Origin of the sequence: Dolichospermum sp. UHCC 0259, assembly GCF_009711935.1 — a bacterium.
Lineage (GTDB): Bacteria > Cyanobacteriota > Cyanobacteriia > Cyanobacteriales > Nostocaceae > Dolichospermum.
Map to the genome: position 1 here is coordinate 45,728 of NZ_VIKX01000275.1, position 7,322 is coordinate 53,049.

7 protein-coding genes are annotated in these 7,322 nt (G+C 38.0%); 3 read left to right on the plus strand and 4 right to left on the minus strand.

Annotated features, from left to right (window positions below; genetic code table 11):
- Window positions 1–21 precede the first annotated feature (21 nt).
- Window positions 22–432, minus strand: coding sequence for a hypothetical protein (locus FJR05_RS23525; protein WP_168646355.1), 411 nt, complete (start codon window positions 430–432; stop codon window positions 22–24).
- Window positions 433–681: 249 nt separating this feature from the next.
- Window positions 682–777, minus strand: a complete 96-nt coding sequence (gene psaM, locus FJR05_RS23530) for a photosystem I reaction center subunit XII (protein WP_027404816.1) — start codon at window positions 775–777, stop codon at window positions 682–684.
- A 195-nt stretch (window positions 778–972) separates the two neighbouring features.
- Here psaM and FJR05_RS23535 point away from each other — a divergent pair, with 195 nt between their 5' ends.
- On the plus strand, window positions 973–2,226 hold the full coding sequence (locus FJR05_RS23535; RefSeq protein WP_168646356.1) for an FGGY-family carbohydrate kinase: 1,254 nt from the start codon (window positions 973–975) through the stop codon (window positions 2,224–2,226).
- Window positions 2,227–2,286: 60 nt separating this feature from the next.
- On the opposite strand, the gene FJR05_RS23540 is transcribed toward FJR05_RS23535, so the two are convergent.
- Window positions 2,287–3,654, minus strand: coding sequence for a hypothetical protein (locus FJR05_RS23540; RefSeq protein WP_168646357.1), 1,368 nt, complete (start codon window positions 3,652–3,654; stop codon window positions 2,287–2,289).
- Between the two features lie 170 nt (window positions 3,655–3,824).
- Here FJR05_RS23540 and FJR05_RS23545 point away from each other — a divergent pair, with 170 nt between their 5' ends.
- Both FJR05_RS23545 and FJR05_RS23550 read left to right on the plus strand, forming a co-directional pair.
- Window positions 3,825–5,333: a UbiD family decarboxylase gene (locus FJR05_RS23545; protein WP_168646358.1), complete on the plus strand. Its 1,509-nt coding sequence runs from the start codon at window positions 3,825–3,827 to the stop codon at window positions 5,331–5,333.
- 135 nt (window positions 5,334–5,468) lie between these two features.
- Window positions 5,469–5,945: a DUF1499 domain-containing protein gene (locus FJR05_RS23550; protein ID WP_168646359.1), complete on the plus strand. Its 477-nt coding sequence runs from the start codon at window positions 5,469–5,471 to the stop codon at window positions 5,943–5,945.
- A gap of 232 nt (window positions 5,946–6,177) precedes the next feature.
- On the opposite strand, the gene FJR05_RS23555 is transcribed toward FJR05_RS23550, so the two are convergent.
- Window positions 6,178–6,837 (minus strand): rhomboid family intramembrane serine protease, encoded by a 660-nt coding sequence (locus FJR05_RS23555; RefSeq protein ID WP_168646360.1) that lies wholly within the window; start codon window positions 6,835–6,837, stop codon window positions 6,178–6,180.
- Window positions 6,838–7,322 lie beyond the last annotated feature (485 nt).

The following is a 7,322-nucleotide window of genomic DNA, read 5'->3' on the forward strand; positions in this document are numbered from 1 at the left end:
TCAGAATTATCAGGGGGAGTATCAAGGTGCTGAATTAGATTGTTCTATTACAGTCTGATCTTGATTCATCAATATAACTGGACGCTGATTAGGGTCAAAGCGAAATGATTTTTGTTGCATAATACTTTTAGCTTCACCGGGATCAAAGTTGCGGCTAAATTCTGTCTGCAAGTTTTGCACCCGCCCTTCCATAACTTTTACTTCGGTACGGACTGTTCGTAACTTATCCTGTTGTGACCAATGATAAGGCAATAATTGTACTAAAGCAGATACCGCTGCTGCACTAATAACTATATTAACTGCTACTTTGGCTGTAGTTTCCAGTGCCATTATCTTATAAGCACGTTGGCGTAAATGTCGTTTAGGTCTTGGTACAGTTCGTTTTTGTTCTACGGGTTGTAGAGGAGGTCTAGATGGTTGAAACGCATTCATGGTGCTAACAAGAGGCTTGCATAATTTACGGTAATGACCGTCAGAAGCAAACAGGTGCTAATTGCGGCTTAATTTAGCTGCTATATTACTTCATTTTTGGGAAATTTATACAAGTATGAAAATGAATAAAATATTACCTAGTAAGGTAAGGTGCAATTTTCAAAATCCCCATAGCTTAGAACTACAAGAATTTAGAAATCACACTTACGTATACTAGGCTTGATCACCTGTAACAGAGTTACATTGGTGTTATTTGTATAGTTCTGTAGCTAAACGCCAAGCTAGAATTCCTGGAATTAGTGCTACAACCAACGCAATGTAAACTTGAGTATCTGAGATAGGCATGATGGAAATCCTCCTAAGTTGAACTAGATTTTCAAGACTTCGTTTACTACTTTTCCCTGTTTTAGCAAGATTAGGAAACATCTTGTTACAAGATGCAACAAAAACTGGTCATTGGTTATTGGTCATTGGTCATTGGTCATTGGATAATTTTCTCCTCTGCTCCCCTGCTCCCCTGCTCCCTGTCACCTGAATCTTATGAATTTATCCCTTGGTATTGACTTTGGCACTTCTGGCGCACGGGGTGTGGTAATTGATGAAGAAGGTCGCGTTTTGTCGGAAATGCGTCATTATTGGCTGGCTGAGACTGTTGATTGGGTAAAATGTTGGCGAGAGGCTTTATGGAGTCTATTGGGGCAAATTCCGGGGGCTTTAAGGGGGAAAATAGGGGCGATCGCTATTAATGGGACTTCTTCCACTATTTTGCTGACTGATGGGGCTGGAGAGCCTGTGGACGCGCCGCTGTTGTACAATGATGGTCGGGGTGCGGTGGTTTTAGAACGGTTGAGTCAGGTTGCTCCAGCGAATAATACTGTGTTAAGTGCTACATCTAGTCTAGCGAAACTCCTCTGGATGCAAGCATTACCTGATTTTGCAAAAGCCAGATATTTATTACATCAAGCCGATTGGCTGGGGTTTCTTTTACATGGCAAGTTAGGTATTAGCGATTACCATAACGCCTTAAAATTAGGTTATGACGTAGAAAAATTGCAATATCCAGAATGGTTGGAACAGTTACAAATTCCCCTTCATTTACCACAGGTCTTAGCACCCGGAACTGCTATTGGTGAATTACTTCCCCAGATTGCGGCTGATTTTGGCTTTAAAGGCGATTGTTTGGTGGTTGCTGGTACGACAGATAGTATTGCGGCTTTTCTAGCCAGTGGAGCTAAATTTCCGGGGGAAGCGGTAACTTCCCTGGGTTCGACTTTGGTACTAAAACTTTTAAGTCGTCAAAGAATTGAAGATGCGCGATATGGAATTTATAGTCACCGTTTAGGTGATTTATGGTTGACTGGAGGTGCTTCTAATACGGGAGGTGCTGTTTTAAAGCACTTTTTTAGCAATGTTGAGTTAGTAAGGTTAAGTGCAGAAATTGATCCGACTCAACCTAGTGAGTTAGATTATTACCCATTATTGCAACCAGGCGATCGCTTTCCCATTAATGATCCCCAATTATTACCCAGACTAGAACCGCGTCCAGATCAAAATAAAGAATTTCTACATGGTTTATTAGAAAGTATGGCGAGAATAGAAACTAGAGGATATGAACTATTACAAAATCTAGGTGCAGATTCTTTAACCCATATTTATACTGCTGGTGGTGGTGCGACTAATTCCACTTGGACAGCTATTCGTCAACGTTATTTGAAAGTACCAGTTGTTTCATCAATTCATACGGAAGCAGCTTATGGAACAGCACTTTTAGCAATGGGAAAAGTACAGATATAGTTGAAGATTCAGATTATTCAGATCCCCGACTTCTTGGAGAAGTCGGGGATCTTATTCTACTTAACTAACGGCTAATGACTTTTTACTGTAATATTCTGTTTGCGGGTAAATGCTAATAATGGTATTTCCAACTTCAAAAAATGTTCCTGATTGTTCATTTTTAGAAAATTGCAAATGTGGGTATTTAACCGCTAATTGATCAGCCGTTAACGCTGTAGCAGGGATTTTATTTGGTAAGAGTCCTGTCGAACCAATATAAAACACCATAGGAGAAATATTTTCTTGGTAAATTTGCTCAACATAAGCTGCTAACTTTTTGTAAGCTGTCGTCATAGCTTCGATCAAATCTTCTTTATTAACAGATTTATTAGCGTGTTGAGTATACAATAATAACGCCAAGTTATGCTCACCAACTTTGCTGAGAATTTCTCCTACTTTTCCATTGATATTGATTCCCAGAAAGTCATCAAAAATGGGTTTCATTAAATCATCAACCTTGGTTAGTTTCATTCTTGCAGAAATGGCTTTTTGTCGAAAAGCGGTATTTTGATTTAACACCATTTCTAAAGTTGGTTTCAGGAAAATCTCGCCAGTTTCTTGATCATAAACTTCATATCTCCGCCCTAAAAACTGGTTAGCAGCATATAATTTACTCAAATTCAGAATATCCTGATTACCAAACTCAATTTTATGACTAATATGAGAGTCAATTGGATCTGAATACTCCTGAGTTGTGGGAAAATTTAGATAGAGATTCTTTGACAAATAATGTTGTTTTAATTCCTCTACTTGGTTACTCACAAATAATTCTGATTGATGGCGTAAACAAGCAGACAAAATACTTGTAATCACCTTAATTTCTGCTAATTGCGTAAATAAGCCATCAATATTACCAAAATTGATATTAACAGGAACTAATGGTAAATTATCTAATTGAATCTGATATTCACAATCAAATTCAAACTTATCAGCAAGAATTACACCTTTAGATTGCAATAAATCAAATACTTTCTTATTGCTGATTTTGATATTTAAAGCCGAAACATGAACTTTACCATCTTTGACAATGGTATAATTGTTAAAATTATCCAAATCATGAGCCAGCAAACCCGCAACTTCAATAATAGGGGTATTATCTTCAGACTTTAGTAGTTTAACTTTCCGCTTTACCAACATATTAATAGTAGCAGTGTTGCGATTTATAGCAAACACACCCATTTGCACAAAATCACTAGCATAAATATCGTCAGTTTGTAAACTAGGAGAAATCAAATCACCATTAATATCTCTAACACCCTTTACCCGTTTAATTCCGGTTCGCTGGTAATCTTCCTTTAATTTATGTAAATTCAAAATGATATGTTGACGATGTGCCGATAAAATTTGGATAAGTTCTAACAGGGAAATCTGGTGATTTAACTTCGACATAAAACCCCCTAACTTTTATCAGGTAAAAACTCTATTTCCCTCACGCAGAAGGGTGGAGAGGAAAATCTATGTTTCTCTCATTATAGTACATATATACTAAAAAGTCAAATTACCTGAATGAAGACTAAAATAAAAATAGCTTTACACTTCTTAATAATTAAAAGAAAAAAATGGCGCGAGATTTACGGGGATTCATTAAAATTCTAGAAGAAAGAGGACAATTGAAGCGAATTTCAGCTTTAGTTGACTCAGATATGGAAATTGCGGAGATTTCCAACCGAATGCTGCAAAAAGGTGGTCCAGGCTTAATCTTTGAAAATGTTAAAGGTGCATCTTTTCCCGTCGCAGTTAACTTAATGGGGACTGTGGAAAGGATATGCTGGGCGATGAATATGGAAAAACCGGAAGAGTTGGAAACCCTGGGAAAGAAGCTAAGTATGCTTCAGCAACCCAAACCACCGAAAAAGATTTCCCAAGCTATAGATTTTGGTAAAGTTCTGTTTGATGTGGTGAAAGCTAAACCGGGAAGGGACTTTTTTCCCGCTTGTCAACAGGTGGTAATTGAAGGGAATGATTTAGATTTAAATAAGTTACCTTTAATACGTCCTTATCCGGGAGATGCCGGAAAGATTATTACGCTAGGATTGGTAATTACTAAGGATTGTGAGACAGGAATCCCCAATGTAGGTGTGTATCGCTTACAACTACAATCCAACAATACTATGACCGTACATTGGCTATCGGTACGAGGTGGTGCGAGACATTTACGCAAAGCGGCAGAACGTGGTAAAAAGTTAGAAGTTGCGATCGCTCTCGGTGTAGATCCTTTAATCATTATGGCAGCAGCCACACCCATTCCTGTAGATTTATCCGAATGGTTGTTTGCTGGATTGTATGGCGGTTCGGGAGTTAACTTAGCCAAATGTAAAACCGTAGATTTGGAAGTTCCCGCAGATTCCGAATTTGTTTTAGAAGGGACAATTACACCGGGGGAAGTTTTACCGGATGGCCCTTTTGGCGACCACATGGGATATTATGGCGGAGTGGAAGATTCACCTTTGGTGCGGTTTCAGTGTATGACACACCGCAAAGACCCAATCTATCTTACCACATTTAGCGGGTTGCCACCGAAAGAAGAAGCCATGATGGCGATCGCTCTTAACCGCATTTACACCCCTATTTTACGACAACAAGTATCAGAAATAGTTGATTTCTTCCTGCCAATGGAAGCGTTAAGTTACAAAGCCGCAATTATTTCCATAGATAAAGCCTATCCAGGACAAGCACGACGAGCAGCTTTAGCGTTTTGGAGTGCGTTACCACAATTTACTTACACTAAATTTGTGATTGTCGTTGATAAAGATATCAATGTTCGTGATCCCCGTCAAGTGGTTTGGGCAATCAGTTCCAAAGTTGATCCTACCAGAGATGTATTTATATTACCAAATACTCCCTTTGATACTTTAGATTTTGCTAGTGAAAAACTTGGTTTAGGTGGGAGAATGGGCATAGATGCCACTACAAAAATTCCTCCAGAAACAGAACATGAATGGGGTGAACCATTAAAATCAGATCCCGATGTTGCGGAAATGGTAGAAAGACGTTGGCAAGAATATGGTTTAGCAGATTTACAATTAGGAGAAGTTGATCCTAATTTATTTGGTTACGATATGAAGTAATACCCACACTTTCCCTTCTTGATCAGGAGGGGAGTGTGATTTGAAGATGGAAAATCTGAAAAACCTAATTTGATGATAATGTATAGAAAGCTGATAATATACAAAAAATAACAGAAGATAAAGATTGACTGAATTATGTTCAATTTAACAACAATCGCTCAACTACAAAAGATTATTGTCTCGATTTTTCTAACTTTGATCATTAGTTTTATAATCCCTGCAACTGCCTCGGCTTCTAGCATAGGAATTGAGTCAGGTAGTCTTAGTTCTTGTCCAAATTCTCCTAATTGTGTTGTTAGTCAAAATGCTGATGCTAAACACGCTATTGAACCGATTACTTATCATGGAGAACGAGATAAAGCGAGAGAAACTTTACTAAAAGTTCTCACTGTTGTTCCCCGCACCACAATTGTATCACAAACAGATAATTATATTCATGCAATTTCTAAAAGTCGCATTTTCAAGTTTGTTGATGATGTGGAGTTTTATTTTCCTAGTGATAAATCAGTCATTCATATCCGTTCTGCATCTCGTGTAGGAGATTCTGATTTTGGTGTCAACCGCACACGCTTAGAACAAATTCGGTTAGCTTTACAGGATTTGAATATTTAATTATTGTCTGATAGCGTAGCGTGGCGCAAGCCATATCAGGATTTCCAGGATTTAAGGATTAACAGGATGAGAATAGAGATTTTATTATCGGCGTTGGTGAATGAAAGTATGAATTAATCTCACGCAGAGGCGCAGAGAGGAAGAGTTTGAGAAATGGAATTTTTGATTTTCGTATCTTGATTCAGCAACGCCAGATTTTATTACCAATTACCAATTACCAATTCTCTATTCTCTATTCTCTATTTACCAGGGCAAAAATACTTCCCACAACAAAACCTCCAAGATGCGCCCAATAAGCAACTCCTCCCGTTTCTACACTCATTTTAGCTGCTGCTTGGAGACTGGCAAAACCAGCGATGAGATTTTGTATAAAGAAAATACCAATAACTACTAATGCAGGAATATTAATTGTGGTAATGAAAAAACCGAGGAACACTAAAGTGGTAATTCTTGCTTGAGGAAACCAGATCAAATATGCGCCTAAAACTCCAGAAATTGCCCCACTTGCACCCAAGGAAGGAATTGTGGAGTATATACCAATAAACCATTGACATAAAGCAGCTATAGCACCACAGATTAAATAAAACAATAGATATTTAAAATGCCCTAATCGGTCTTCAATATTGTTACCAAATACCCACAGATAGACCATATTAGATATTAAGTGCCACCAACCTCCATGCAAAAATTGCGAGGTAAATAAGGTTGTCCACTCTCCACTCCAGTTGATGGTTAATTCTTGCGGTATTACAGCATACAATTGGAAAAATTGTTCTAGTTGTAAATTCGACAAACTTATTTCATGGAGAAAAACTAGAATATTCATGCCGATTAAACCATAGGTAAAATATGGCGTAATTCGGGTCGGGTTTTCATCGTAAAGGGGAAACACAAATATCGCAAATATTTAACTGTATATCTACAGTTAATCATAATAATTTCGGTTTTACCGCTCTCCTTCTGGAAAAGAATATTAATTTACGGCAGAATTCAGGAGTCACCGAGTCAGGAGTCGCCGAGTAAAACTGGCTTTGTGTATAGGTTTTAATTTAGATTCTGTACCTTCCAAACTACGCCACTTGCTGTAACTTGTGTATGTTGGGTTGTAGCAAGACCCAAAATCAATGGAATTTTGCCCAGTCAGGAGTTAACGTATTGAGCTAAACTTCAACAAGCCAATTAAATTCTAAGCAAAGACAAACTGTTGAGGATCATGTATAGCCTGAATTACTGAAGCTCTTATGAAACATTTAGGAAAAGAATTGTGCGTTGTTCATGGAGAAATTATTTGTCAATAATAGCGATTACTAGGTCGCGGTTCGCTGTCGCATTCCCGATACCCAAAATTTATTTATCTAAACTTGAACTAACGGCTGA

Excerpts from the sequence above, each read along its gene's own strand:
- FJR05_RS23525 (WP_168646355.1), bottom strand. The coding sequence starts at position 432 with ATGAATGCGTTTCAACCATCTAGACCTCCTCTACAACCCGTAGAACAA.
- psaM (WP_027404816.1), bottom strand. The coding sequence starts at position 777 with ATGCCTATCTCAGATACTCAAGTTTACATTGCGTTGGTTGTAGCACTA.
- FJR05_RS23535 (WP_168646356.1), top strand. The coding sequence starts at position 973 with ATGAATTTATCCCTTGGTATTGACTTTGGCACTTCTGGCGCACGGGGT.
- FJR05_RS23540 (WP_168646357.1), bottom strand. The coding sequence starts at position 3,654 with ATGTCGAAGTTAAATCACCAGATTTCCCTGTTAGAACTTATCCAAATT.
- FJR05_RS23545 (WP_168646358.1), top strand. The coding sequence starts at position 3,825 with ATGGCGCGAGATTTACGGGGATTCATTAAAATTCTAGAAGAAAGAGGA.
- FJR05_RS23550 (WP_168646359.1), top strand. The coding sequence starts at position 5,469 with ATGTTCAATTTAACAACAATCGCTCAACTACAAAAGATTATTGTCTCG.